Here is a 25,299-nt window from a genome sequence, read left to right as displayed (position 1 = left end):
TTGTGGCCGCGCGGGGCATGCGCGGCCCGATTTGCCGCGACTATACTGCAGCCCATCGAATCCGGCGAACCCGGTGGTGCGCGGCCGAGGCGAGATGGCGAAGGCGTTCGCGAGACAGGGCGATCATGCCGCCGGAAGCCCCTCGTTCGTGCCGTTGCCGCATGCTCCGCCCGCTTGCCGATCCTTCCCATCCACCGAGACAGGAGCCGATCATGAGCACCAGGCACGACCAACACTACGCATCGCAGTACCGGAAGTTCGAGGACGAACGCACGCGCCCGGTACGCGACCTGCTGTTCGCGGTGCCCGACATCGCGGTGCGCGAGGCGGTCGACATCGGCTGCGGCCCCGGCAACTCCACCGAGATGCTGGCCGCGCGTTTTCCGCAAGCGCGGGTGAGCGGCCTCGACAGCTCGGCCGACATGCTGGCCTCGGCGCGCCAGCGCCTGCCCCGGCTGAACTTCGAGCAGGTCGACATTTCCGCCTGGGACGCGCCGGGGCCATTCGACCTGATCCTCGCCAACGCGGTGCTGCAGTGGGTGCCCGACCACCCGGTGCTGTTCCCGAAGCTGCTCGGCAAGCTCGCCGAGGGGGGCGTGCTGGCGGTGCAGATGCCCGACAACCTCGACGAGCCCGCGCATCGCATCATGCGCGAGGTGGCCGCCGACGGCCCCTGGGCCGCGAAGCTCGGCGGCGCCGAACGCACCATGCGCTTCGGCGCGGATTGGTACTTCTCGCTGCTCCGGCCGCTGGCCGCGCGTGTCGACGTCTGGCGCACCGTCTATCACCACCAGCTCGAGGGCGGCGCCGACGCGGTGGTCGAGTGGTTCAAGGGCAGCGCGCTGCGGCCCTTCCTGGCGAGGCTCGACGAGCGGGAACAGGCTGCCTTCCTGGCCCGCTATCGCGAGGCGATCGCGGATGCCTATCGCATCTACGAGGACGGCACCGTGCTGCTGCCGTTCCCGCGCCTGTTCATCGTCGCGACGCGCTGAAACGACCCGGCCCCCGAGCGCGGCCGCCCGCGCTCGCGCTCACATCGGGATTTCCGAGGTCAGCTTGATCTTCTGCGTCGGGATCTCGGTCTTGACGCTCTGCACGCCGGGGATCCGCGTCAGGTGCTCGGCCTGGAAGCGCCGGTATTCCTCCAGGTCGGCCACTACCACGCGCAGCAGGAAATCGCAGTCGCCCGCCATCAGGTGGCACTCCACCACGTCGGGCAGCAGGCGCACCGCGTCGGCGAAACGGTCGACCGTGTCCGAATCCTGCGCCTTGAGCCAGACGCGCACGAACACGCTGAGCGCCTTGCCGACCTTCGAGGCATCCACCACCGCCACGTACTTCTCGATCACGCCGGCCTCCTCCAGCAGGCGCACGCGCCGCAGGCAGGGCGAGGGCGACAGCCCGACCTCGTCGGCCAGGCGGATGTTCTGCATGCGCCCGTCGCGCTGCAGCGCCTGCAGGATGCGCCGATCGATGGCATCGAGCTTGAATTGGCCTTTCATTCCAATATCTCCATATTAATTGGCATCCAGTGCCAAATTATTTGGTTTGTCTGGCAACTACGCAACCCGATTTCATGGCGTTTGGCGGAGAATGCTACCCCGCAAGGAGGTAGTGATGAGTCGTTTGCTTACGTCGGATGCTGTATTGAAGGGGCCGGTGGCCGCGTCGGAATTTGCCCGCGGAATGCGGGCCGCGGTGCCGGTGATGATGGGTTTCATTCCGTTCGCGCTGGTGCTCGGCGCACAGGCGGCGCAGAAGGGCCTGAGCGTGCTCGAGGTGCCGCTGATGGCGGGCATGAATTTCGGTGGCGGTTCCGAGTTCGCGGCCGTGCGGCTGTGGACCTCGCCGCCGCATATCGCGCTGATCGTCGCGATGTCGTTCCTGGTCAATGCGCGCCATATCCTGATGGGCGCGGCGCTGGCGCCGCTGCTGCGCCACGTGCCGCTGCCGCGCGCGCTCGCCGCGCTGTTCCTGATGTGCGACGAAAGCTGGGCGATGGCGCTGGCCGATGCCGGCGCGCGCCGCTCGGATCGCGTCAGCATGCGCTATTACGCGGGCATCGCGCTGTGCCTGTGGGGCACCTGGGTGTCGTTCACGGCGCTGGGCGCCGGCCTCGGCCCGGTGCTCGGCGATGTCGAGCGCTACGGCTTCGACATGGCCTTCACGGCCGTCTTCCTGGTGTTGCTGCGCGGCATGTGGAAGGGCGTGCGCGCCTGCCATCCCTGGCTGGTCAGCCTGGTGGTGGCGGCGGTGGTCTACCGGCTGGTGCCGGGTGCGGCCTGGTACGTGCCGGCCGGCGCCTGCGCGGGCCTCGTGGCCGCCTCGATCGCGGCTTGGCGCATGGAGGCGCGCGATGCTTGACTGGCCCACCCTGGTCACCATCGTGCTGATGGCGGCCTCCACCTACCTGACGCGCATCCTCGGCTACGTGGCGCTGCGCGATCGCACGCCGGGGCCGCGCCTGCGCGCCGTGATGGAGAACGTGCCCGGCTGCGTGCTGATCTCGGTGATCGCGCCCGCCTTCGTGGCGCGCGACCCGGCCGACCTGCTGGCGCTGGCCATCACCTTGCTCGCCTCGACGCGCTTGTCCCTGCTGCCGACGGTGCTGATCGGCATCGCCAGCGCCGGTTTGCTGCGGCACCTGATGGGCTGACGGCGCGCGCGGGGCGCTTGGACCGAGCCACGGGTGACCGCCCCGGCATCCACGCGCCAGGTTCATGACAGCGATCGGGTGTACGCTCGCCCGGCTGACGCCCGGGCCGCGTATCCCGCGCGGCCCGCTTCGACCCAGGAGCGAGAACATGCCGTTTATTGCAGGATTGAACCGCCGCATCCGTCTGCTTGCCCTCGGCGCCGCCGCCATGGCCGCGCTGCTTCCCGCCGCCGGCCATGCCCAGCCCACGGGCACGCCGCCCGTGGGCAGCCAGGTCGCCACGCCCGACAACGCGGTCCTGCTGACCATCTTCCTCAAGCACGACCAGTCGCGCCCGCTCAGCGAGTTGAACGCGCAATTGGCGAAGCAGGGTTTCTACAAGGCGTTTCCGCCGCCGGGCGTGGAGGTCGTGAGCTGGTACGTGGCGATGGGGATCGGACAGGTGATCACGCTGCGCCTGCCGGCCTCGCGCGTGCGCGAGGTGAACCGCGTGCTCGAGGACACCGCCTGGGGTGCGTATCGCACCGAGTTCTACCCGACCTACGACTACAAGGCGATCGGGCTGGCCGAGCACGACAAGGGGAAGTGAGCATCTCGCACCCGGCGGCTTCGGGTGCGCCGGCTCAGGCGCCGCGCTTGCGCCGCGTGGCGCCCTTGCGTTCCGGCTTGACCTGCACCAGGTACTGGCAGATCAGCCGATCCCCGCGCAGGCAGCATTGCGTCACCGGGTTGCCGGTCGCCTCCGAGAAGAAGGCGGCCAGCGCCTTGCAGACGCAGGGCGCGCTGCGCGTCGCGCCGCCCAGCGGGCAACTGTAGTTGCGCACCATCACGCCGTCCTCGACCGGCACCGCCTCGGTGCTGGCGCCGAGCGAATCGGCCGCGCTCATCGCGCGCGCCAGGTCGGCCGCGAAATCGGCACCCGGCGCGAGGCCGCCCTCGCTGGTCTTTTCCCGATGATTACGGCGCGTTCCGCCGCGTATCCGGTGTCGTTCGCGCGGCGCCATAAGTAAGGCACCGCGCTCGGCTGCCGGGCGTCAGCCCGGCAGCTACAGCGTGACGAGCAAGGGCTCGATCGCGCGAATCTCGCTTTCGGCGGCCGGCTGCCCGGCGCTCAGATGCGCGATCAGGTCGAGCGTGGTCGAGGCGCGCGTCAGCATCAGGCAGCTCGCCTCGCGGTCGTGCACGCGCGTCGCGTGCCAGGTGCCGGGCGCCATGCAGACACCTTCGCCGACGGGGATCCCGAAGGCGCGCAGGGTGGCCGGATCGGGCGCGCCGCTCGCGTCGGAGCGCGCCACCACGTGCACCACGGGGGCGGTGAGCGGCACGATCGCCTGCTGCGTCACGCGATGCAGTTCCAGCGAGGCGATCCGCATGTCGCGATTGCGATAGCTCACCCAGAGGATCTCGGGCTGGCCGCCGGCGCCGGCATCGAACAGATGCTCGCGCCAGAAATCGGAAGCCGGGCTCAGGAAGGCCGGCGTGTCGCCGCCCGCGCGCACCGGCTTGCCGAGCTTCCAGCCATAGGGTTCGAAGCGGGCGGCGTCGAGCGTTTCGAGGCGGATCGGGCGCAACTGGGCAGCGGAGCTGGGCATGGAAGGGTCCAGGATCGAAACAAAAGGGCGAAGTCGTTCGCGCGAGGATCGAGGCGTGACGAAGCGCCCCTCAAGCCTCCGGAATCGGCAGCCGCGACGAGAACTTCACCTCGCGCAGCGCCAGGCTCGACTGGATCGAGGCGATGCCGGCCTGGCGGCGCAGCACGCGCTCGACGAACTCGCCGTAGGCGTCCAGGTCGGCCGCCACCACCTCCAGCAGGTAGTCGGCATCGCCGGTGATCTTGTGGCAGGACAGCACCTCGGGCCGGCTGCGGATCACCGCCTCGAAATCGTCGGCGGTGTTGTCCGAGTGGATGTGGAAGCGCACGTGCACGAAGGCCAGCAGGTTCAGGCCGACCGCGCGGCGATCGATATTGGCCTGGTAGCCGGTGATCACGCCCTGGTCCTCCAGCAGCTTGCGGCGCCGCCAGCAAGGCGTGACGCTCAGCGCGAGTTGCTCGCCTAGCGCGGCGTTCGACAGCGCGCCATCGTCCTGCAGCAGACGCAGCATGGAACGATCGACGGCATCCATTTCGGTTTTTGGGCGATTTGTGCTCATGGGAATCGATAAGTAGGCGTTTTTTCCGGAAGTGTAGACTTTCGCGCAAGCGAAAGCAAAATCATTGCGGTGCCGGATGCGTAGACTGTTTCGCAGCCTTTTCACCCGGTTGCCTCCATGCTCACCATCTACAGCAGCGCCCACGGCCTGCACCGCGGCGTCGAACTGAAGGACGGCGCGATCACCGAATCCTTCGAGAAACCCATGCGCGCCGAGACGGTGCTGGCGCGCGTCAACGCCACCTCGCTCGGCGACGTGATCGCGCCGCGCGACTACGATCCGTCGAGCTACGTGGGCGCCCACAGCGCGCGCTACGTCGATTTCCTGTCCCGCGCCTGGCGCGACTGGCTCGCCACCGGCCGCGACTGCCAGGCCCTGCCGCTGGTGTGGCCGGTACGCGGCCTGCCCTCGGCGCGCATGCCGGCCTTCATCGACGGCCAGCTCGGCTTCTTCTCGATCGATGCCGGCTCGCCCATCAACGCCGGCACCTGGGAGGCCGTTCGCTCGAGCGCGAACAGCGCGCTGACCGGCGTCGACACGCTGCTCGACGGCGAAGGCGCGCGCTCGGCCTTCGCGCTGTGCCGCCCACCCGGCCATCATGCCGGCCACGAAACCATGGGCGGCTACTGCTACCTCAACAACGCGGCGATCGCCGCGCAACGCGCCATCACGCGCGGCGCGAAACGCGTGGCGATCCTCGATGTCGATTTCCATCACGGCAACGGCACGCAGGACATCTTCTACGCCCGCGACGACGTACTGTTCGTCTCGATCCACGGCGACCCTTCGGTGTCCTTCCCGTACTTCTCGGGCTACGCCGACGAGCGCGGCAGCGGCGCCGGCGAGGGCTTCAACCTGAACCTGCCGCTGCCCAGGGGCACCGCCATCGACGGCTTCGCGAGGGCGCTGCAACAGGCCGGCGAGCGAATCGCGCGGCATGCGCCCGAGCTGCTGGTGGTGTCGCTCGGCGTGGACACCTTCGAACACGACCCGATCAGCCATTTCCGCCTGCGCACCGCCGACTATCCGCGCGTGGGCGGGATCATCGCGCGCCTCGGCATCCCGACCCTGTTCGTGATGGAAGGCGGCTACATGGTCGACGAAATCGGCATCAACGCCGTCAACGTGCTGCTGGGTTTCGAGGCGCGCGCCTGACGCGCCCCGGGCCCGGAACGCGGGCCCGCCCCATGAAGCGCGCGCCGCTCGCGCGGGCGCGCCCCGGCAGCCGCCAACCAGGAGGAGCAGGAACCATGACGCGATATCTCGACGTCGCCGATGTTGCAGCACTGATCCAGGACGCGGGCATCGCGCGCGTGCTGGGCTCGATGGCCAGCTATATCGAGCAGGACTACCGCCGCTGGCACAGCTTCGAGAAGACCGCGCGGCTCGCCAGCCATTCGAGCGCGGGCGTGATCGAGCTGATGCCGACCGCCGACGCGCGCCACTACTCGTTCAAGTACGTGAACGGCCATCCCGGGAACACGCGCGCCGAGCTGCCGACCGTGATGGCCTTCGGCGTGCTGGCCGAGGTCGCCACCGGTTATCCGCTGCTGTTGAGCGAGATGACGCTGACCACGGCGGTGCGCACCGCCGCCACCTCGGCGCTGTTCGCGCGTTTCCTGGCGCGGCCCGATTCGGTGTCGATGGCGCTGGTCGGCAACGGCGCGCAGGCCGAATTCCAGGCGATCGCCTTCCACGAGCTGCTCGGCATCGAGGAGCTGCGCGTGTTCGATGTCGACGCGGCCGCCACCGACAAGCTGGTCGCGAACCTCGCGCCGTTCCGGCGCCTGCGTATCGTGCGCTGCGGCTCGACCGCCGAGGCCGTGCGCGGCGCCGACATCGTCACCACCGTGACCGCCGACAAGACCAAGGCCACCATCCTGAGCGCCGACATGCTCGAGGCCGGCATGCACGTCAACGCGGTCGGCGGCGATTGCCCGGGCAAGACCGAGCTCGATCCCGAGCTGCTGCGCCGCGCGCGCGTGGTGGTCGAGTACGAGCCGCAGACGCGCATCGAAGGCGACATCCAGCGGCTCGAGGCCGACTTCCCGGTGATCGAGTTCCATCGCATCGTGTCCGGCGAGCAGAAGGGGCGCGAGTCCGAGACGCAGGTGACGGTATTCGACTCGGTCGGCTTCGCGCTGGAGGATTTCTCGGCGCTGCGCTACCTGCACGCGGCCACGCGCGAGCGCGGCATCGGCACCGATCTCGAGCTGGTGCCGGCCCTGCGCGATCCGAAGGATCTGTATGGCCACGCGAGCGCATCGATCCCGGCCCGTGACGTCGCGCGCGAGCGCCATGCCGCGAACTGGACGGCGCCGGCGGCGCGCGCCGAGGCGATCACCCGACAATGACCAGCCCGATGGGAGACAACAAGATGCCATACCTGAGAACCACCCTGGCCGTCGCGGCCCTGTCGTGCGCGGCCGGCGCCGCCCAGGCCGACGACGTGGTGAGGATCGGCCACGTCGCGCCGCTCACGGGCGGCATGGCCCACCTCGGCAAGGACAGCGAGAACGGCGCGCGGCTCGCGATCGACGAGATCAACGCGAGCGGCCTCACCATCGCGGGCCGGCGCGTGACGCTGCAGCTCGATGCGCAGGACGACGCGGGCGACCCCCGCACCGCCACCCAGGTCGCGCAGAAGCTCGCCGACGACAAGGTGGTCGGCGTGGTCGGCCACCTGAACTCCGGCACTTCGATCCCCGCCTCGCGCATCTACAAGGAAGCCGGCGTGGTGCAGATCTCGCAGGCCGCCACCAATCCCGGCTACACGCAGCAGGGTTTCAGCACCACCTACCGGGTGGTGGCCACCGACGCGCAGCAGGGCCCCGCGATTGCCAGCTACGCGGCCAGGGCGATGGGCGTGAAGACGGTGGCGATCGTCGACGACGCCACCGCCTACGGCCAGGGCCTCGCCGATTCGTTCGCGAAGGCCGCGCAGGCGGCCGGCATCAAGGTGCTCTCGCGCGACGCGACCAACGACAAGGCCGTCGACTTCCGCGCGATCCTCACCCGCATCAAGGGCGAGAATCCCGATGCCGTGATGTACGGCGGGATGGACGCGACGGGCGGGCCGTTCACGCGCCAGGCGCGCCAGCTCGGCCTGCGCGGCAAGATCCTGAGCGGCGACGGCGTGTGTTCGACCGACGTGATCAAGCTGGCCGGGCCGGCGGCCGACAACATCGTCTGCTCGGTGGCCGGCATGGCGCTGGAGAAGATGCCGGGCGGTGCCGAGTTCGCGCGCAAGTACGAGGCGCGCTATCACCAGCCGATGCAGGTGTATGCACCGTTCTCGTACGACGCCGTGCAGATCATCGTCGCCGCCATGAAGCGCGCCAACTCGACCGATCCCGCCAAGGTGCTGGCGGCGATGCCGGCCACCGATCATCACGGCGTGATCGGCGAGACCAGCTTCACCGCGCAGGGCGATCTCAGGCACGGCGCGATCTCGATGTTCACCTATCGCGACGGCAGGAAGGTGCTGCTCGACGTGGTGAAGCTGTAGGCGGAATGCGCGCCGCGCGGGATCGATCCGGGCGGCGCGCATGCCGTGAATCGGCGCGATCCGACGTGCCGCTTCCGATTGATCGATCCCACAGATTGATCCATCGATAAAAAGCATTTCCTTGCCCGCCACGTCGCTGGCAAAGTGTGACGCTCGATGACCGGGCGTCGGGGGCGCGCCGCCGCCGTCGCTGCCCCGGCAAGGTGCAGCCGCCGCGAGCCCCGAGCGCCTGGCGCGCGTCCTTCCTTCGAGCCCGGCCGCCTGACACGCGGATCTCACCCGCCTCGTGTACAGTGCCGACCTCGCGCATCGCTGCGCCCCGGCGTGTCCGTCCCGCCCGCGCGTCCTTCTTCAACCCCGTGTTTCAGTCCTGGATTCCCTATGTCTGGCAGTTCCGACGTCGCCGGCGACGTCATTTCCGTTTCCGCCGAGCTTTCCCCGCGGCACACGCGTCGCGCCCTGTTCGCGCTCGGCGTGGGCGGTTTTGGCATCGGTACCGGCGAATTCGTGATCATGGGCCTGCTGCCCAACGCGGCCGGCGACCTGGGCGTGTCGATCCCGAGCGCCGGTTACCTGATCAGCATCTACGCGCTCGGCGTGGTGATCGGCGCGCCGGTGTTCGCCGTGCTCGGCGCGCGCTGGCCGCGCCGCTCGCTGCTGATCGCGCTGATGCTGTTCTTCGCGCTCGGCAATCTCGCCAGCGCGATCGTGCCGGGTTTCGCCGGCGTGGCCGCGGCTCGCTTCCTGAGCGGGCTGCCGCACGGCACCTATTTCGGCGTCGCGGCGCTGGTGGCGGCCGGGCTGGTGCCGCGCGAGACGCGCGCGCAGGCGGTGGCCAGCGTGTTCCTCGGGCTGACCATCGCGACCCTGCTCGGCGTGCCGATGGTGGCGGCGATCGGCGAATGGCTGGGCTGGCGCGCGGCCTTCGCGATCGTCGGCGCGATCGGCGCGCTGACCGCCGTGCTGGTGCGCTGCTGGGTGCCCTTCATGCCCGGCGACGCGGCCGCCAACCCGCTGCGCGAGATGGGCGCGCTGCGCCGCAAGCAGGTGCTGCTCACGCTCGCCACCGGCGCGATCGGCTTCGGCGGGCTGTTCTCGGTGTTCAGCTACGTCAAGCCCACCATGACCGAGCTCGCCCACCTGCCGGTGGCCGCGGTGCCGATCGTGCTGGCGCTGTTCGGGATCGGCACGGTGGCCGGCAACCTGCTCGGCGCGCGCTTCGCCGATCGCGCGCTCGATCGCACCGCGCGATACGTGCTGGTCTGGACCGTGCTGGTCACCGGCGCGTTCTGGTTCACCGCGCACTACGCGGTGGCGGGTTCGATCAACGTGCTGCTGGTGGGCACCGTGATGGCGCTCGGCGCGATCCTGCAGACGCGCCTGATGGACGTGGCCGGCGACGCGCAGACGCTGGCCGCCGCGCTCAACCATTCCGCCTTCAATATCGCCAACGCGCTGGGCGCCTGGCTCGGCGGCCTCGCCATCGACGCCGGCATGGGCTGGTCCTCGACGGGCTGGGTCGGCGCGCTGCTGGCGATCTGCGGGCTGGCCGTGCATCACTGGGCGGTGGTCGACATGCGCCGGCATCCCGAGCATCACCCGGCCCAGCCGATGTGAGGCGAGGGGCGCGCCGGCCATGGCGCGCTCCTCGCGCGGGCTTCAGCGCGTCGGCGCCGGCCCCGCGCCGATGCGCGTGCGCAACAGCACGTAGGGCTTCCGCCGCTGGTCCTGGCCGCCATGGAAGCCGGGCTGCCGCGCCAGCTGGTTGGCCGTGAAGTACAGGTAGCCGTCCGGGCCGACCGACAATGTGTCGGGCCACAGCACGCGCGGGTCGTGCACGATGGTGGTCCACTCGCCGCCGGGCGCGAGCTTGCGGATCGAATCGTGCTCGTAGTCGCCCGCGTAGATCACGCCGTTCGCATCGACGGCCAGCCCGTCCGAGGCGCCTTTTTCCCCGAGATCGACCACCGCCGCCGCGACCTGCGCCTCGCTCGCCGCGGGATCGCGCAGCAGCGCGGTGGGCACCGCGTACAGGCGCCGGCTCGACAGCGCGCAGTAGTAGAGCGTCTTGCCGTCGGGCGACAGGGCGATGCCGTCCGAGGCGATCGCCAGCGGCGTGCTGCTGCCGTCGGCCTGGCGCAGCTTCATGGTCTCGCCGTCGAACACCGGCGAGAATGTCGGATCCGCCGAGGTCGAAGGGTCGCCCGTGAGACGGCGCAGCGCGCTGCCGCTGGCGAGATCGACCACGATGATGCCGCCCGTGCCGCTCAACGAGGAATCCGTCACGTAGGCCACCCCGGCACGGCCGACGCGGAAGTCGAAGCGCACGTCGTTCACGTAGGTGCGCGCGCGCATCACCTCGGCCGGGAACACGATGGTCTTCACGATGCGGTTGGTCTTCAGGTCGATCGCGACCAGCTTCGCGCCGCCGGCCAGCGGGTTCGCGAAATTCGGCGCGGCCGTGTCGAGCACCCACAGCCGGCCCTGGCCGTCGGCCACCACGCTCTGCACGCTGAGGAAGCTGTCGGCGGGGCGATGCGGATCGGCGCGATTGATCTCGGCGTCGGGGTAGGGCACCACCTTGCCGTCCTTCAGCTCGCCGACCGTGAACGGCACCTCGTCGCCCCAGCGCGGGTAGTTGACGAAGATGCGGCCGGTCTCGGTGACGGTCACGCCGGTCGGCATCGCGTCGTGGAAGGTGGCGACCGTCTCGAGCGCGCCGTAGCTGCGCTCGACGGCCAGCGAGGCGGCTGCCGGCGCCGCGGGAGTCGCCGCAAGCGCCGCGGCCGGCAGCGCGCCGAACGCGGTCGCGCAGGCGAATGCGAGGGCGCCCAGGCCGTGGCGCAGGCGGGGGAAGGTCGAAGGCATGGCTGGCACGAGGGTTCTCCTGGTCGAAATCGAGGGATGCTTGAAGCAGCGAAGCAAGACGGAACGCATTGTCCGTCGTGCCGCTTTCCTCAAAAACGGGGAAAATCGGGCAGCACTTTCACTGCGGTAATGAAAATGATCCGGATCGACGACCTTGGCCTGTTCGTGCGCACCGCGGCGCTGGGCAGCTTCTCGAACGCGGCGCGCGAGGCCGGGCTGCTGCCGGGGCAGGTCAGCGCGGCGATCCAGCGGCTCGAGCGCGAACTCGACATCCGCCTGTTCGCGCGCTCGACGCGCAGCCTGAAGCTGACCGCCGAGGGCGAGCAGTACCTGCCCTATGCGCAGGAGGTGCTCGCCACGCTCAGCGAGGGCCGCGACCGCCTGCACGGCGAGCGCCAGGTGCTGCGCGGCAGCCTGCGCATCTCGGCGCCGTCCGACCTCGGGCGTAACGTACTGCCGCGCTGGCTCGGCGAGTTTCGCGAGGCGCATCCGGGGCTGGTGCTGAAGCTGTCGCTGTCGGACGAGCTGGCCGACGTGTTCCGCGATCCTGTCGACGTGGCGCTGCGCTACGGCGTGGCCGAGCACGGCAGCTTCGTCGCGTTGCCGCTGGCCGAGCACAACCGGCGCGTGCTGGTGGCCTCGCCCGACTATCTCGCGCGACATGGCCGGCCCGCCTCGCTCGACGAGCTGGGCGCGCATCGCTGCCTGCTGTTCGTGCGCGGCGGGCGCGTCTACGACCGCTGGGTGTTTCCGGAGGGCGAGGGGCGGCGGCTGGTGGCGGTGGGCGGCGGCCTGCATTGCGACGACGCCGACCTGGCGCGCCGCTGGGCCGTCGACGGCTTCGGCGTGGCCTACAAGTCCTGGCTCGACGTGCATCACGACGTGCGGGCCGGCCGCCTGGAGGTGCTGGTGCCGAACCAGCCCGGCGAACCCGCGCCGCTCAACCTGGTCTGCCCGCATCGCCGGCAGTTCTCGCCCGCGGTGCGCTACCTGCACGCGATGCTGCGCGAGCGCATCGCGCCGATGGCCGAGGCGCAGCGCGCCCACGTCGGCTACCAGGAGCCGGCGCGGCGCGCGCCCTGAGCGCCGCCGCGCGCCTTATTGCAGGTCGGCCAGGAAGGGCGACTTGAGCGTCCTGGGCGGGAAGCTCGGCGTGCCCGTCTGCGAGGTGAAGCTGTAGCGCAGGTAGACGGCCCCCAGCCACTCGCGATACTGGTAGGCGTTGCCGTAGGAGGCCATCGCGCCCACCGCGAGCTGCGGGGCGAGCTGGTACTCGCCGCTGGCGAACAGCGAATAGGCCACGCCGGTCTTGCTCTGGCCCGGGTAGATCGCGTTCTGGTCGAGCACCAGGGAGGTGGTCGAATTGGCCACCGCCGCGTTCATGTTGGCCGCCGCGCTGCCCTGCAGGCCCGCGTCGAGCGGGAAGTAGGGCACCGAGTTCTGGCGATAGTGCTGCATGCCGATCGAGCCCTTCACGTCGTAGGAAAAGGGCCCGTTGCGGCCCGCGTATTCGAGCGGGATGTTCAGGATCACGTACTGCTGCGGGCTGAAGTAGCCGCCCTGGCCGTAGGTGAAGTACGACTGGTTGCGCGCGAAGCTCATCCAGGTGCCGTTGATGCCGGCCGTCAGCGTCTGCTGCGCGTCCTTGTAGAGCCGCGTGTAGAAGCCGCCGCCCACCTTGCCCTCGATGTTGCTGCGCACGTGGTGGCCGTTGTAGTACATCAGCTCACCGTTCACGTAGAGGCCGTTGGTGCCGTCGTCCCAGGCCAGCGCCGAGCGCGCGCCGCTCTTCACCACCCCACCCCAGTCCAGGCCCGTGCTCAGGTCGTGCGCGCCGGCATAGGAGGCCAGGCTGTCGGTCACCGCCTGGCGCGTGACCGCCAGCGAATACGAGACCTTGTCGCTGGCCTGGCCGGTGTAGCGCAGCTCGCCGATCACGTTCTGGTAGCGGAAGCCGACCGGCGTGGTGCCCACGCTGGCCTTCAGCGAAGGCGTCTCGTAGCCGATCGACAGGCCCACGCCGGTATCGGTCTGCGAGCCGAAGCTGGTGCCGCTGCGCGCGAGGTTGTTGGCCAGGCCCGCGCCGAAGCGCGCGTGGGTCTGCACGTCGTTGGTGGCCGAGCCGGCGTCGAGCGTGACGGGCGTCGCCGTCACCACCACGTGGCCGTTGCCGGCCTTGATGCGGCCTTCGATCGGCGCCTCGATGTCGGTCAGGCTCGACAGGCCTTCCTCGCCGGCGCGATTGCGGAACACCAGGCCGCTCGACACGGTGCTGGCCTCGTCGCGGTTGATCGCCGCCAGTTCGTCGGCCACGCCGAGCGTCTGCGGGTTGGCCGCCGCCGCCGGCACGCCGCCCGCGCCGTTCGCGGCCACGGCCGCCGCCGCGTAGGGTTGCGCGTAGCCGGCGGGCGGCGGCGGGATGTAGGCGGCCTGCTGCTGCGGATAGGGCGGCTGCGGCGTATAGGGTTGCGGCTGGTAGGCCGGTGGCGGATAGGCGCCCGGTGCATAGGGCTGCGGCGCATAGCCTTGCTGCTGCGGATACGGAGCCTGGCCGTAGTAGCGCTGCTGCTGTGCGTAGACCGGTTGCGCGGCGGCGCGCGTGGTGTTCTTGCGCGCGGTGCCGCGTCGTGCCGACTGCGGGCGGGCCGTCGCGGCCGGGGCTTCATAGCCCTGGGCATAACCGGACGAAGCCGCCTGCGCGGCCGGCGACATCGGCCAGGGCGTGGTGCCGTAGGGCTGCTGCGTGTAGGCCGGGGCCGGCGGCGCATAGGTTTGCGGCGGCTGGGCATAGCCTTGCTGCGCATAGCCCTGCTGCGGATAAGCCTGGGGCGCGTAGCCCGCTTGCTGCGGATACGGCTGCTGCTGCCCGTAGCCCTGCGGGGCATATCCCTGCTGCGGATACGGCTGCGGTGCATAGCCTTGCTGCGGATAGGCGGGCGGCTGCGCATAGCCCTGCGGCTGTGCATAAGCCTGTTGCTGCGCATACGGCTGTGGCGCATAGCCCTGCTGCGCATACCCTCCCGGTGCATAAGCCGCCGGCGCGTTCGGTGCCTCGGGCGCGTACTGCGCATAAGGCTGCAGCGGCCGCGCCGGGCCGCCCGATTCGCCGCCGCCATAACCGTCGGGACCATAACCGCTGCCCGTATCGACGCGCGCGCGCGGGCGCGACGCCGGGGCGGGCGCGACGTAGGGCGCGGGTTGCGCCGGGGGCAGGTAGGCAGGCACGGTCGGAACGGATGACGAAGGATTGAACGAGGAGGGGCGCGCCGGGCCGGCCGGCGCGAAGAAATTCACGGCGCTGCCGCTGGGCGCATCGGGGTCGCGCGCCACGTCGACGGCGGTCTTGCCCTCGAACGGATTGGTGCCGGGCAGCGGATTCGCGCCGATCGGCCGGCTCAGCGCCTCCCAGCCGCGCGGCACGGGCAGCCCGCCCGGCAGCGTGACGGTCGCCGCGCGCGCGCCGACCGGCGTCGAGCTCGCCACCAGCGAGCGCTTCAGGTATTGCGCGGCCAGCGGCAGCTTGCCTTCGGCGCGGTACATGCGGCCCACCGCGGCCAGCGTGACGGGATCGTCGGGCGCGGCGGCGAGGGCCGCCTGCGCGAGCTGCTCGGCCTCGCTCCAGGCGCGCGCGCCCGAGGCCGCGTAGAGCGCGGCCAGCCGCAGGCCGGCATCGCCGGGGTTGCGCCTGAGCGCGATGCGATAGCAGGTCAGTGCATTGGCCGGGTCCCCCGCCGAGGTATAGAGCCGCGCCAGCGCGCCCTGCAGGTCGGGGTCCTCGGGCATCGCCGCGAGCCAGGGCGCCATCACCGCGTAGGCGCCGGCCAGGTCGCCGCTCTGGCGTACCAGATCGGCGCGGCGCACCACGATGGCGAGGTTGATGCGATCGAACTCGGCGTGCTGCGCGGCACTCATCGGCGTGGCCTGCAGGCGGCGCATCTCGTCGCCGAGCAGGCCGTCCTGGTGATTGGCCAGCAGCAGGTTGGCGTATTGCAGGCGCAGGTCGAGGTCGGCCGGCGCGGCCGCCATCGCGCCCTGCACCAGTTGCATGGCGTGCGCCGGATCGCCGGCCGCCAGGTAGCCGCCGGCCAACTGGCCCATCATTGCCGGGTCCGCCTGCGCCACCGGCTCGGCCGCGCGCAGCATCGCCAGCGCCTGGGCGTTCTGGCCGCGCCGGGCCATCTGCCCGGCCAGTTCGGATTGCTGGGCCAGCCACAGGCGGCGCTGCAGCTCGCCCATCGCGGCGGTGCGCTGGGCGGGCGCGACGCGGTCCAGCATGCGCAGGCCGTCGCCGTAGTCGTGGGTCTGCTCGGCCAGCAGCGCGCCCGCGTAGAGCGCGTCGGGCATGTCGGGATGCGCGGCGAGCAGGCCGTCCATCATGCTGCGCGCCGAGGCCACCGCGCCCTGGCGCACGTAGATGCGCGCCAGGTCCAGGCGCAGCCAGGGATCGTCGGGACTGCCGACCAGGGCGTCCTCGAACAGGCTGCGCGCGCGGCCCAGGTCGCCCTGCGCCTCGGCGGCGCGCGCCTGGGCGGCCTCGGCGGTGCCGCGCAGCCGGTCCAGGCCGCCGGCCTTGGCCTGCTGCTCGGCGGTGAGCTGGTTGGCGAACTGCAGCGCCTCGTCGCCGCGCCCCTGGGCGGCCAGCGCGCCCACCAGGCCGCGGATCGCGTCGGGGTTGTCGGCCTGGCGGCGCAGCGCCATCCGGTAGGCCTGCTCGGCGCCGCGCGGGTCGTGGTTGGCCAGCAGCAGCTCGCCGAGCATCAGCTGGGCGGCCGGCTCGGACGGATCGGTCGCAATCGCGTGCTCGAACAGCGACTTGGCCTTCGCCACGTCGCCGCGATTCTGCGCGACCAGCGCGTCGCTCGCGTCGCTCCAGTAGCCGGCGCTCTTCAGCGCCTCGCGCCAGCGCGACGGGTCGCCGCCGCGCGAGGCACGCTCGAGATCGCTGCGGGCCTCGCGGAAATGCTCCTGCTTGAGCTCGACGATGCCCAGGCCGCCCAGCGCGTCGGTGTCGTTCGGCGCGCCGGCGAGCACGGCGTCGAAGCGCGCGCGCGCGGTGGCGAGGTCGTTGCGGTCGAGCGCCGCGAAACCGTCGCCGATGGCGCGGCCGCGCGCGCTGTCGGCCACCTGCTGCGCGCTGCGCGCGTCGCTGGCCTTTTCCTGCAGCACCATCGCGTCGTAGCGCGCCTTCACCGCCGGGTCGTTCGGCACGAGCTTGAAGTAGGCGTCGAACATCGGCTGGTCCGAAGGCCGCGCGGCCAGCCACAGCAGCGCCTGCCGCCAGCTTTCGCGGGCCTGCCGGCCGAACTTCGCGTCGCCGGTGAGCTGCTGCAGGCGCGCGATGCCGTCGCGGCGCGTGACATCGCGATAGGTCAGGTGCTGCGCATAGGCCAGCGCGTAGCGCGGGTCGTCGGGGTTGTCGCGCGCCAGCGCCTCCAGACCCTTGCGTGCCTGGTCCCAGCCGTTGGGCGTGGCGGCGAGCGCCTGGTAATACTCGAGGCGCAGCTCGGGCGTGGCGGGCGCGCCTTCCATCGCCTTCTGGTACTGCTCCACCGCCGAGGCGCTGTGGCCCGACTGGGCCAGGCGCCGCGCGTCGTTGACGGTCTGGTCGCGCGGCGAGGACTGGCCCAGCCGCCGGCCCAGTTCGTCGATGCCGGGATAGTTCGGCGCGACCTGGCGCAGCCGGTCCAGATAGGCCGCGGACTGGCCGCCGTCCTTGCGGTCGGCCATCACGAAACCCATGCCGAGCAGCGCGTCGGGCTGCTTCGCGTCGATCCCGAGCACCTTCTTCCAGGCCTGCTCGGCCAGGTCGCTGCGGCCATGCGCCTGCCAGTACTTGCCCTGGTCGATCAGCGCCTGCAGCGCGTCGGAGCCGGCGGCCAGGGCATGCGGCGCGTGGCCGAGCGCGAGCGCGCCGGCCAGCGCCAGGGCGGCGGCGAGCGAGGCCCGGCGCGGGGCGAGGAAGAACTTCATCGACATGCCTCACTCCATGCGGGCAGCAGTCGGCCGCTCGCGTCGAAGCGGTAGCGGCCCTCCACGGCGCCCCCGCCGAACAGGCCGAGCACGCGGTCGTAGTAGACGGGGCCGCGGCCCGGCGCGTCGGCATCGAGCGCGCTCAGGCGGGCACGCGCCAGCGCCAGGCCGCGCGCGTCGCCGAGCGCGGCGAAGTACGGCGCGAGCGCGCCCCAGTAGCTGAGCGGGCCTTCGCCGCTGCCCACGCCGGTGGCGACCGCCACCTTCTCGGGCGGCACGCCGCTTTGCGCGACCTGCGCGGCCATCCCGCGCAGCGCGTCGAGCCAGGGACGGGCCAGCGGATCGGCGGGATTCGCGAGGCCGGCCCACAGGTAGGTGCGGATCGCGTCGTAGCTGCCGAGGTCGCCCGTGCGCGGATCGACCACCACCTGCCCGGCGCGCCAGGCCGCCCAGTCGGGCGCGAAGCCGCGCGGCGAGGCGCCGGCCACCAGCCGCAGGCCGTTCCTGGCGATGGCGTTCCATGGGCCGCCCAGTTCGCCCGCCAGCGCGCGCAGCACCGGCAGCGGCAGGTAGCTCGGATTCAGGCGCGTCACGTCGCCCTCGACGAAGCCTTGCGGGCCCGGCAGCAGCATCGGACCGAGCCCGGCCAGCTCGACCACCTCGCGGCGCGCGATCTGCGCGGCCAGCGCCGCGCCGAGCGCGCTGTAGTCGGGCACGTGCCAGAGCCGCCCGGCTTCCAGCAGGTCGTAGGCGATCCACAGGTCGGCATCGGCCGCCGAATTCGGATCGAGCACGCCCCAGCCGCCGTCGGCCCTGCGGCCCCACAGCCAGGCGGGCAGGCGCGCGTCCTTGGCGTCGAAGTGGCCGCCGGCCAGGTTGGCGCGGGTCCATGCCAGGATGCGCCCGAAGCTGTCGCGATCGTTGGCCACCAGCGCGAAGAACAGGCCGTAGGACTGGCCTTCCGAGGTCGACTGCTGGGCCGGCGTGCTGGCGTCGAACACGCGGCCGTCGGGCTGCACGATGTGCGCGAGGAAGGCGCGATAGGCGGGCCATTCGCCGCAACGCGGCGCGGCGACGATCGGCGCGGCGTTCGCCGCGGCGCGTGCCGTGGCGGCGTGGGCAGGCATGACGTTCGCCAGGCCGGCGCAGGCCGAGGCCAGCATCGCGGCCGCCAGCGAGGCCTTGGCGGCGAGGGCGCGCAGGCCCCCGTGAGGAACGGAACGGTTCATCGCATCAATCCTGCAGGCGGCGCGCCGCGATACGGCGCAGCGCTCGATACAACAGGGCGGCCATCGCGATCGCCGCGAGCACGCCGCCGAGCACCAGCAGCAGCGGATGCGAGGACAGCGCCCAGCGCAGGTACTCGAACGGCGGCAGCGTGCCGAGGTAGTAGCTGTCGCCGTTGGTGGTGACCGTCACCGAGCGGCCGTGCACCACGTCCATCGCGCCCTGCACCTGGGGCAGCACGTCGGCGTCGAGCAGGGCCGAGGTGATCTCGGCTTCCGATTCGCCCGGCGAGCTGATCAGCGCGACCACGCTGCGGCCGGCGCGCAGCGGCGATTCGAAGCCGGTGATCAGCGCGCTGTCGCCGTTGCTGACCAGCGAGAGGTCGGCGCGCGCCGGGGTGCGCTCGATGCCGTGCGGGCCGTGCCACCAGTTGGCGATGCGCGGGCCGAGGTCGGACAGCGTGAAGCGGCTGGTCTCGCCGTCGCTGGAGAACGGCATCGACTTGGCCCAGCGCTGCAGCAGCGGCTGGCGCCCCGGGCCGCCGATCATCAGCAGGTCCTTGTCGGCGAGGCTGTCGACCTGGCCGGGGCCGGCCACCGTCACGCCGGTCACCGGGTAGCCGGTCGATTCGCCCATCCGGCCCATGGCCAGCAGGAACAGGCTGTAGTCGCCCGGGGTGGCTTCGTCGGGCAGGATCGCGGCAGTCTGCGAGAGATCGGCCAGGCGTGTGAACGGGAAGCCGCTGTTGGCGAACGCGGCCAGGTCGGGCAGCGCCATGTAGTGAGGGAACGGCGAGAGGTCGAGGGTCGAGTCGGGGTCGATCGTGCCTCCCACGTTCGGCAGCAGCGCGCCCGCGCAGTCGCCGGTGTTCGGGATGTCGTAGTAGTACTGCAGGTTCAGTTGCGAGTGCGGGGTCAGCAGCAGCGGCGGGATCTGCACGATGTGGCGCGCGCTGCCGGTATCGCCCGACTCGGCGCCCAGGCGCCCCAGGAAGCGCGCGATGCTGAAGCGCGAGGGGTCGACCGCCGGGATCTGCAGGGAGCGCACGAAGCGGTTGTTGACGTTGATGTTCAGCGAGGAGCGATCCGGGCGCGGGCGCACCGAATAGCGGTAGCGCAGGTCGAGCGAGGCGCCGTTGGTGTTCCACATGAACAGGTCGGGCGGCACCCGCATGGTCAGCGAGATCGCGCCGGCGTCGTAGCCCTTCACCGACAGCGCGCGCGTGTCGGCCAGCTCGCCGAGCCGCACCGGGCGCGAGGTCGGCAGCCAGTTCGGCGCGTCGTAGGGCTGGCGCGGCTTGAGCGTGACCAGCTGGGTGATGGTGGTGCTGGTGCCCGACAGCACATTCTGGCCCAGCGCCAGCGCCGCCGCGGCGGTCTTCAGTTCGTCGCCGTTGCGGCCCAGCACCAGCAGCAGCGAGCCGCGCGCGTTGTCGTCGCGCGCCATCACCGCGATGGTCGGGCCGCTGATGGCGGGCAGCGTGAGGCCGGCCGGATGCGAATCGGCCAGCGCGAACAGCACCGCGTTGCCGGCCAGCGGCAGGCTGCCGACCTGGGCCGGGAACAGCGCGCCGCGATAGCCCGCCAGCGAGCCGAACCACGAGGCCAGCGTGCCGGCCGCCTCCAGCGTGGCCGGGTCGGGCTTGTCGGCGAACACGAAGGGCAGCTCGAGGCGGCGCACGTCGCGGCGGTCGAAGAAGGGCGCGGGCAGCGCGCCCAGCTCCGGCTTGACCGGCAGCGAGGCGTAGCTGAGGTCCAGCGAGCTGGCGTTGCTGACGGTGGCCCACAGCGTGGAGTTGGCCGGATCCTCGCAGCGCCGCGTGTAATGGCCCACCAGCTGGACGTTGAGGTGGTTGAACTCGGTGATGAAGCGCGGATCGAGCGGCACGTCGCGCGCCACCGTGGTGCCGGCCTGCGCCTGCGGCACCGGCAAGGTGGCGGCCACCTCGCCGTTGATCAGCACCTTGAGCTGCGACATGTCGGGCAGCAGGGCCGGCGAGTAGCTGTAGATCAGGTGCAGGGTGGCGGCCGTCACCACCTCGTCGTTGCGTACCGAGAAGGGCACGCCGTTCTGGCCGTCGGTGCCGCGCAACTGCAGCGGGTCGAGCGCGCCGAGATCGGCGAAGCTGAGCGTCTGGCGGCGCCCGCCCGGCACCAGGGTGCCGGGGTTGGCGGTGGTCGGCGCTCGCAGGCCGAGCAGCTTCTGCTGCTCCGGTGGCAACGGCGGCGCGACCGGCGCGAAGGCCGGCTGGCTGCCGGCGCGCGGGTCGAACTGGCGAGCCGCGCTGGGCGCGCCGACCGAGCCGACCGAGAGCGCGCCGTCGCTCGCGGCGTGGCCGCCGCCGGGCGTGGCCGCCGCGCCGGCCGATGCGGCCTGGGCGCTTGCATCGGCCGCCGCGCCCGCGCTCGCGGCATGGGCGCTCGCGAACGGCGCCAGCGTCAACTGGAAGGCGAGCCCGGCGGCCAGGGCGCGGGCCAGGCGCGGCAGCCGCGCGGGATTTCCGGCGCGGCCGCGGTCGCGGGCGGCAGGCGCGCTCGGCTCGTCGGTGGCGATATGGGGCGCTGCCCCGTCCTGCGCGGCGGCGCAGGCCGCGTTGCCGGCCCGCTCCCGCGCGTGCTCGTCGGCGCGATGGCCGGCCGCGTGCGCGGCCGGGTCCCGGCCCCAATGCGGCGCGCGCGCGCCGTCATGCGAGGCCGCAACGCGCGCGCTGCCGCCCTCGCCCGCTCGAGGGCGTGTCATGGCGATTCCTTTCTTCATCTGCCGTCGCAGTCCGTGATCCGGTTCAGCGGCCCGAGCGCCGTTTCCAGGTGCGCAAGTCCGCATAGAGGTGTTCGAAGAGATTCCAGATGCCGCGTGCGCCGGCCGACAGCACGCTGCCGAGCGCACGCAGCGGCGCGTCGGGCTTCCTGCCCTCGGCCCAGCCGGTCCACGCGTCGGCGCGCGCGAAGGTGGTCTTCACGAAATTGAATTCCTGGTCCTTGGTCATCTCGACGAAGCGCAGGCCGGCACGGCCCGGCGCCGAGAAGCTGACGATCGCGCGGAACGCGTATTCCTCGTCGCCGCGGAACAGCGAGACCGTCACGCGCTCGTGCAGCGGCACCGAGATGTTCTGCGGCAGGGCCACGCCCACGCCGCCCTCGGAGTAGTCGATGGTCTCGCAGGCGAGCGTGCGGCCGGTGCCGAAGCGCAGCATCACCGGCATCTTCATCGCCACCCGGTGCACCGCGCGCACCTGCTTCTGCTCGGCCGCGGCGGCCACGCTGGCGCCCAGGATCAGCATGTTGTAGGTGGTCCAGCCGAGGTTGAGGATGGTGGTGTACACCTCGCTGCGCACGCTCCAGTGCGTGTGGATGTGCCAGAGGCCGATCAGGAAGCCGAGCAGGTTCAGGATCAGCAGCAGCAGGTAGGGCCGCGAGATGGCCCAGTCGAAATACTTCTGCTCGATCATGCCGCCCTTGGCCGTCACGTTGAACTTGCCGAGCTTCGGATTGATCAGGGCCAGCAGGGTGGGCGGCGTGATGTAGGAGGCCAGCACCGATTCGTAGACCTCGGCCCAGAACGAATGGCGGAACTGGCTCTGCATGCGAGAGTTGGTGGCGTTGGCGTGCAGCATGTGGGGCATCGCGAACAGCGCGATGGTCACCGCCGAGGCCTGGATCACGTGGGCCCCGAAGAACAGGAACGAGAGCGGCGCGGTCAGGAACACCAGGCGCGGGATGCCGTAGAAGAAGTGCATCATCCCGTTCAGGTAGCAGATCCGCTGCGCGAGCGACAGGCCGCGGCCCATCAGCGGATTGTCGATGCGGAAGATCTGCGTCATGCCGCGCGCCCAGCGGATGCGCTGGCCGATGTGGCCGGACAGGCTCTCGGTGGCCAGGCCCGCGGCCATCGGGATCGCCAGGTAGGCGGTGGTGTAGCCGAGCCGGTGCAGCTTGAGCGCCGTGTGGGCGTCCTCGGTGACGGTCTCCACCGCGATGCCGCCGATCTCCTCCACCATCGAGCGGCGCAGCACCGCGCAGGAGCCGCAGAAGAAGGTGGCGTTCCACAGGTCGTTGCCGTCCTGCACCAGCCCGTAGAACAGCTCGCCCTCGTTGGGCACCTTGCGGAAGGTGCCGAGATTGCGCTCGAACGGGTCGGCCGAGAAGAAGTGGTGGGGCGTCTGCAGCATCGACAGCTTCTTGTCGTGCAGGAACCAGCCCAGGCAGATCTGCAGGAACGAGCGGGTCGGGATGTGATCGCAGTCGAACACCGCGAAGAACTCGCCGTGGGTGATCTTCAGCGCCTCGTTGATGTTGCCGGCCTTGGCGTGGCGGTTGTGGGCGCGGATCGTCCAGTTCACGCCCACTTCCTCGCAGAAGGCCTTGAACTCGGGGCGGCGGCCGTCGTCGAGCACGTGGATGGTCAGCTTCTCGGGCGGGTAGTCGAGCGCGAGCGCGGCGTAGATGGTGGGCTTCACCACCGACAGCGGCTCGTTGTAGGTGGGGATGAACACGTCGACGGTGGGCCAGTCGGCGCGCGAGGCCGGCAGCGGGCGCGGCTTGCGCTTGAGCGGCCAGGCGGTCTGGAAATAGCCGAGCAGCAGGATCAGCGCCGCGTACACCTCGGCGGCCACCAGCAGCAGGCCCCAGGCCGCGTCGAGCGGATGCGACCAGTAGGTGGTCTCGGTCAGGCGCCAGACCATATAGCGGCCGGTGGCGATCACCGACAGCATCATCATCACCAGGGTGGCGTAATGGCCTTCGATGCGGCGGAACAGCAGCGCGGCCGCGAAGCAGCAGGCCGCGAAGATCAGTTGCTGGCCGTTGGACAGCGGCACCGTGAAGACGAAGAACAGCGCGCCGGCCGAGAACAGCGAGAGCAGCACGATCACCGGCAGGCTGCCGAACAGGCGCGCGTCGACGAAGCGTTCGAGGCGCGAGCCGCCGCGCCGCAGCGGCTTGCCGGGCTTGGCTGGCTGGCGGGCGGACACGGCGGCGCGCGGCGCGGCCTGCGCCGTGGCGTGACGGGTGGATTTCATGCGGCGTTTCCTTTCTCGGCGGGCTCGTCGCTGCCGAGCGCATCCAGCAGCCAGGCCGCGCAGGCACGCAGGTCGGCCGAGACCTGGCTGACCGGGTCGTAGCGCACGATGGTGGTGTTGCAGGCCAGCGATTCGCTGACGCCCTCGTCGTCGTGGATCACGCCGGGAAACATGTGCTTGCCGAGCATGTCGCGCAGTACCCGCAGCACGTCCTTGTTGAGCTGGCGCGACTGGTCGATCTGGTTGACCACGTAGCCCTCGCCGATGAAGTCTGGCCGCGAGGCCGCGTAGGCGTCGATCATGCGCTGCATCTGCGGGATCGCCGCGTAGGAGGCGGCGTCGGCGAACACCACGTTGACCGCGAAATGCGCGGCCGTCAGCGCGGCGCGCGTGAAGGCCGAGGAGCCGGGCGGGGTGTCGATGATGACGATGTCGTCCTCGCCCAGGCGCAGGTCGTCGATGCCGCGCGCGAGCCAGCCCGGATCGTCGTCGAGGCGCCGCTCGAACAGGTGCTGCTCCTGCTCCACCAGCGCGCCGAACGCGAGCACCGTCACGCCGTCGTCGCCGTCGACCATCGCGCCCTGCCAGAGCGAGCCGGCCAGCCCCGCGCGCGACAGGCCGTCGACGCTGTCGAGCGGCACGCCGAAGTACAGGCGCAGCGAGTTCTGCGGATCGAGGTCGATCGCCACCACGTGGCGGCCCTGCGAGGCGATCACCGAGGCGAGGTTGGCGGCGAGCGTGGTCTTGCCGACCCCGCCCTTCGCCGACACGACACTGACGACCTTCATGAGCGTGGCGCTCCACGCAGGAACCACGGGCGGCGCGGCGCCTCGGCGGCGGATTTCGGCGCGGCCGGGGCCGGCGCGCTGCCGCCGTGGCGCAGGCGCGTGAACAGCGAGTCGAGCCGTTCGCCGTCGGCCTCGGCGGCGCCGGCACGTTGCGGCTGGCCCGGCCGGGCCGGCGCGCCGGCGGCCAGCTTCTTCAGGGCCGGGGCCGGCTGGAGCGGCACCGGCGCGCGGCCGAGCGGGTCGTGCGAGGGCAGCCGCGCGGCGGCGCCGATCGGCGCGGTGAAGATGCCGCGCGCCATCGCGCGGCGCGGCGGTTCGGCCGTGCGCGGCAGGGCGAGTCGCGGCGCGATCTGGGCCGCCGCGCGCGACAGCGACATCGGCGCCGCCGGGGGGGGCGCGGCGGGCGGCGTCGGGATCGTGGCTGGGGCGGCGGTTGCGGTCACGGTTGCGGCGGGCGCCGGCGGCGCGGCCGGGGCAAAGCCCGCGCCCGCAGGCGCGGTTGCGGCCGGCGCGACGACCACCGGCGTCACCGCCGAGGGCGGTACCGAGACGGCATCGCGCGGCGCCAGCGAGGCCTGCAGCGGCGCGAGCAGCGTGGCGGCGGGCGAGGCGGGCTCGGCCGCGGCGGTGTCGGCGCCGGCTGCTGCGGCAGCCAGTGCGACAGCCGGCGCGGCGAGTTCGGCCGGCTCGGCGGCCATCGCGGCCGCGTCGGGCGCCGGCGTGAAGCGGTAGGTCGAACCTTCGGGCGCGGCGGGCGCCGGCTGCGGCGCGATCGCGGGCGGCACGTCGCGGCGCGGCGAGCGCGTGAACAGCGGGGCGGTGCTGCGCAACACCGCGTGGGTGCGATTCTGCGTGGCGGCCTTGCCGCGCGCGCCGGCCTCGGCCGGCGATGCCGCCGCGCGCGCCTCGTCGGGCTGGCCGGAGGCGGCCGCCAGCTCGGCCTGGCGCGGATCGATCATGCCGAGCAGCGGCCAGCGGCGGCGCGCATCGAGGGCTTCGTTCTCCATCCGGATTTCCTGGTAACTGCTTGCATCTCCGCCGAACCGGTCGAAGAGGGCTTTGACATCGCGCGAGGTGTTCATGTGTTTCGTGAATCCAGTGAGCCGGCCGCGAG

Annotated in this window: 20 protein-coding genes; 9 read left to right on the top strand and 11 right to left on the bottom strand. The window is 71.5% G+C overall.

What is annotated here, in order from left to right:
- The first annotated feature begins 212 nt into the window (after positions 1–212).
- Positions 213–992 carry a trans-aconitate 2-methyltransferase gene (gene tam / locus FB600_RS15270; RefSeq protein WP_145757004.1) on the top strand — a complete coding sequence of 260 codons (780 nt, stop codon included), beginning with the start codon at positions 213–215 and terminating at the stop codon, positions 990–992.
- A gap of 39 nt (positions 993–1,031) precedes the next feature.
- On the opposite strand, the gene FB600_RS15265 is transcribed toward tam, so the two are convergent.
- On the bottom strand, positions 1,032–1,502 hold the full coding sequence (locus FB600_RS15265; RefSeq protein WP_036055274.1) for an Lrp/AsnC family transcriptional regulator: 471 nt from the start codon (positions 1,500–1,502) through the stop codon (positions 1,032–1,034).
- A gap of 115 nt (positions 1,503–1,617) precedes the next feature.
- Here FB600_RS15265 and FB600_RS15260 point away from each other — a divergent pair, with 115 nt between their 5' ends.
- The 3 genes from FB600_RS15260 (at position 1,618) to FB600_RS15250 (ending at position 3,245) form a co-directional block, all read left to right on the top strand.
- A complete protein-coding gene (locus tag FB600_RS15260) occupies positions 1,618–2,364 on the top strand; it encodes an AzlC family ABC transporter permease (protein ID WP_145757005.1) in 747 nt (248 codons plus the stop codon).
- On the top strand, positions 2,357–2,656 hold the full coding sequence (locus FB600_RS15255; protein ID WP_096752047.1) for an AzlD family protein: 300 nt from the start codon (positions 2,357–2,359) through the stop codon (positions 2,654–2,656). The genes FB600_RS15260 and FB600_RS15255 overlap by 8 nt, the downstream gene beginning before the upstream one ends.
- Positions 2,657–2,864: 208 nt before the next feature.
- Positions 2,865–3,245: a hypothetical protein gene (locus tag FB600_RS15250; protein ID WP_373421852.1), complete on the top strand. Its 381-nt coding sequence runs from the start codon at positions 2,865–2,867 to the stop codon at positions 3,243–3,245.
- Positions 3,246–3,279: 34 nt separating this feature from the next.
- Here the strand turns inward: FB600_RS15250 and FB600_RS37210 are convergent, their stop codons facing one another.
- From FB600_RS37210 to FB600_RS15235, 3 genes are all read right to left on the bottom strand, one after another.
- Positions 3,280–3,543, bottom strand: a complete 264-nt coding sequence (locus tag FB600_RS37210) for a hypothetical protein (protein WP_155296514.1) — start codon at positions 3,541–3,543, stop codon at positions 3,280–3,282.
- A 159-nt stretch (positions 3,544–3,702) separates the two neighbouring features.
- Positions 3,703–4,248: an ureidoglycolate lyase gene (locus FB600_RS15240; RefSeq protein WP_096752045.1), complete on the bottom strand. Its 546-nt coding sequence runs from the start codon at positions 4,246–4,248 to the stop codon at positions 3,703–3,705.
- 70 nt (positions 4,249–4,318) lie between these two features.
- Positions 4,319–4,807 (bottom strand): Lrp/AsnC family transcriptional regulator, encoded by a 489-nt coding sequence (locus FB600_RS15235; RefSeq protein ID WP_096752044.1) that lies wholly within the window; start codon positions 4,805–4,807, stop codon positions 4,319–4,321.
- A 117-nt stretch (positions 4,808–4,924) separates the two neighbouring features.
- Between FB600_RS15235 and FB600_RS15230 the strand changes: the two genes are divergently transcribed.
- From FB600_RS15230 to FB600_RS15215, 4 genes are all read left to right on the top strand, one after another.
- On the top strand, positions 4,925–5,962 hold the full coding sequence (locus FB600_RS15230; RefSeq protein ID WP_145757006.1) for a histone deacetylase family protein: 1,038 nt from the start codon (positions 4,925–4,927) through the stop codon (positions 5,960–5,962).
- Positions 5,963–6,057: 95 nt separating this feature from the next.
- The gene (locus FB600_RS15225; protein ID WP_105820460.1) at positions 6,058–7,161 is read left to right on the top strand and encodes an ornithine cyclodeaminase; all 1,104 of its coding nucleotides are present in this window, start codon (positions 6,058–6,060) and stop codon (positions 7,159–7,161) included.
- 23 nt (positions 7,162–7,184) lie between these two features.
- On the top strand, positions 7,185–8,315 hold the full coding sequence (locus FB600_RS15220; RefSeq protein ID WP_105820467.1) for a branched-chain amino acid ABC transporter substrate-binding protein: 1,131 nt from the start codon (positions 7,185–7,187) through the stop codon (positions 8,313–8,315).
- Between the two features lie 381 nt (positions 8,316–8,696).
- Complete coding sequence (locus FB600_RS15215) at positions 8,697–9,932, top strand: MFS transporter (protein ID WP_145757007.1); 1,236 nt, start codon at positions 8,697–8,699, stop codon at positions 9,930–9,932.
- A gap of 42 nt (positions 9,933–9,974) precedes the next feature.
- Here FB600_RS15215 and FB600_RS15210 read toward each other — a convergent pair whose 3' ends face one another.
- Complete coding sequence (locus FB600_RS15210; protein WP_409995226.1) at positions 9,975–11,183, bottom strand: L-dopachrome tautomerase-related protein; 1,209 nt, start codon at positions 11,181–11,183, stop codon at positions 9,975–9,977.
- Positions 11,184–11,318: 135 nt separating this feature from the next.
- On the opposite strand from FB600_RS15210, the gene FB600_RS15205 reads away from it, so the two are divergent.
- On the top strand, positions 11,319–12,266 hold the full coding sequence (locus tag FB600_RS15205) for a LysR family transcriptional regulator (RefSeq protein WP_025099174.1): 948 nt from the start codon (positions 11,319–11,321) through the stop codon (positions 12,264–12,266).
- A gap of 15 nt (positions 12,267–12,281) precedes the next feature.
- Here FB600_RS15205 and FB600_RS15200 read toward each other — a convergent pair whose 3' ends face one another.
- Genes FB600_RS15200 through bcsP form a run of 6 tightly spaced genes read right to left on the bottom strand, consistent with a single transcriptional unit; the run spans position 12,282 to position 25,267 of the window.
- Positions 12,282–17,159, bottom strand: a complete 4,878-nt coding sequence (locus FB600_RS15200) for a cellulose biosynthesis protein BcsC (protein WP_145757009.1) — start codon at positions 17,157–17,159, stop codon at positions 12,282–12,284.
- Positions 17,150–18,382: a cellulose synthase complex periplasmic endoglucanase BcsZ gene (gene bcsZ / locus FB600_RS15195; RefSeq protein ID WP_096752037.1), complete on the bottom strand. Its 1,233-nt coding sequence runs from the start codon at positions 18,380–18,382 to the stop codon at positions 17,150–17,152. The genes FB600_RS15200 and bcsZ overlap by 10 nt, the downstream gene beginning before the upstream one ends.
- 4 nt (positions 18,383–18,386) lie before the next feature.
- Positions 18,387–21,119: a cellulose biosynthesis cyclic di-GMP-binding regulatory protein BcsB gene (bcsB, locus tag FB600_RS15190; RefSeq protein ID WP_145757010.1), complete on the bottom strand. Its 2,733-nt coding sequence runs from the start codon at positions 21,117–21,119 to the stop codon at positions 18,387–18,389.
- Between the two features lie 43 nt (positions 21,120–21,162).
- Entirely contained in the window at positions 21,163–23,397 is a 2,235-nt protein-coding gene (gene bcsA / locus FB600_RS15185; protein ID WP_227743976.1) for a UDP-forming cellulose synthase catalytic subunit, read from the bottom strand.
- A complete protein-coding gene (gene bcsQ, locus FB600_RS15180; protein ID WP_047839196.1) occupies positions 23,394–24,185 on the bottom strand; it encodes a cellulose biosynthesis protein BcsQ in 792 nt (263 codons plus the stop codon). Before bcsQ ends, bcsA begins: the two co-directional genes overlap by 4 nt.
- Complete coding sequence (gene bcsP / locus FB600_RS15175; protein WP_261383387.1) at positions 24,182–25,267, bottom strand: cellulose biosynthesis protein BcsP; 1,086 nt, start codon at positions 25,265–25,267, stop codon at positions 24,182–24,184. Before bcsP ends, bcsQ begins: the two co-directional genes overlap by 4 nt.
- Positions 25,268–25,299: the final 32 nt, after the last annotated feature.

Source organism: Burkholderia sp. SJZ089 (assembly GCF_007828315.1).
GTDB lineage: Bacteria > Pseudomonadota > Gammaproteobacteria > Burkholderiales > Burkholderiaceae > Burkholderia > Burkholderia gladioli.
Note: the sequence above shows the minus strand (reverse complement) of the source record. Positions and strands in the feature narration are given on the sequence as shown.